This window comes from Acidovorax facilis, assembly GCF_023913775.1.
Lineage (GTDB): Bacteria > Pseudomonadota > Gammaproteobacteria > Burkholderiales > Burkholderiaceae_C > Acidovorax > Acidovorax facilis.
This window is the reverse complement of sequence record NZ_JAMXAX010000353.1, coordinates 1-259: the sequence shown is the minus strand read 5'-3', so window position 1 is coordinate 259 and position 259 is coordinate 1. Positions and strand designations below refer to the sequence as shown.

Annotated in this window: 1 protein-coding gene; it reads left to right on the top strand. The window is 61.8% G+C overall.

Translation table 11 applies throughout. From position 1 onward, the window contains the following. On the top strand, positions 1 to 259 hold a 259-nt coding region (locus NFX52_RS30560; protein ID WP_252636033.1), incomplete at both ends, for an IS3 family transposase.

The following is a 259-nucleotide window of genomic DNA, read 5'->3' as shown; positions in this document are numbered from 1 at the left end:
GGCCAACATGCAGGTTTATGGCGCCGACAAGGTATGGCGGCAACTAGCGCGCGAAGGCGTGACCGTGGCCCGCTGCACGGTAGAGCGTCTGATGCGCAGCATGGGACTGCGTGGTGTGATGCGCGGCAAGGTCGTACGAACCACCGTCAGTGATGGCAAAGCACCATGTCCATTGGACCGGGTCAACCGGCAGTTCCGGGCCGAGAGGCCGAACCAGTTGTGGGTGAGCGACTTCACTTACGTTTCGACTTGGCAAGGC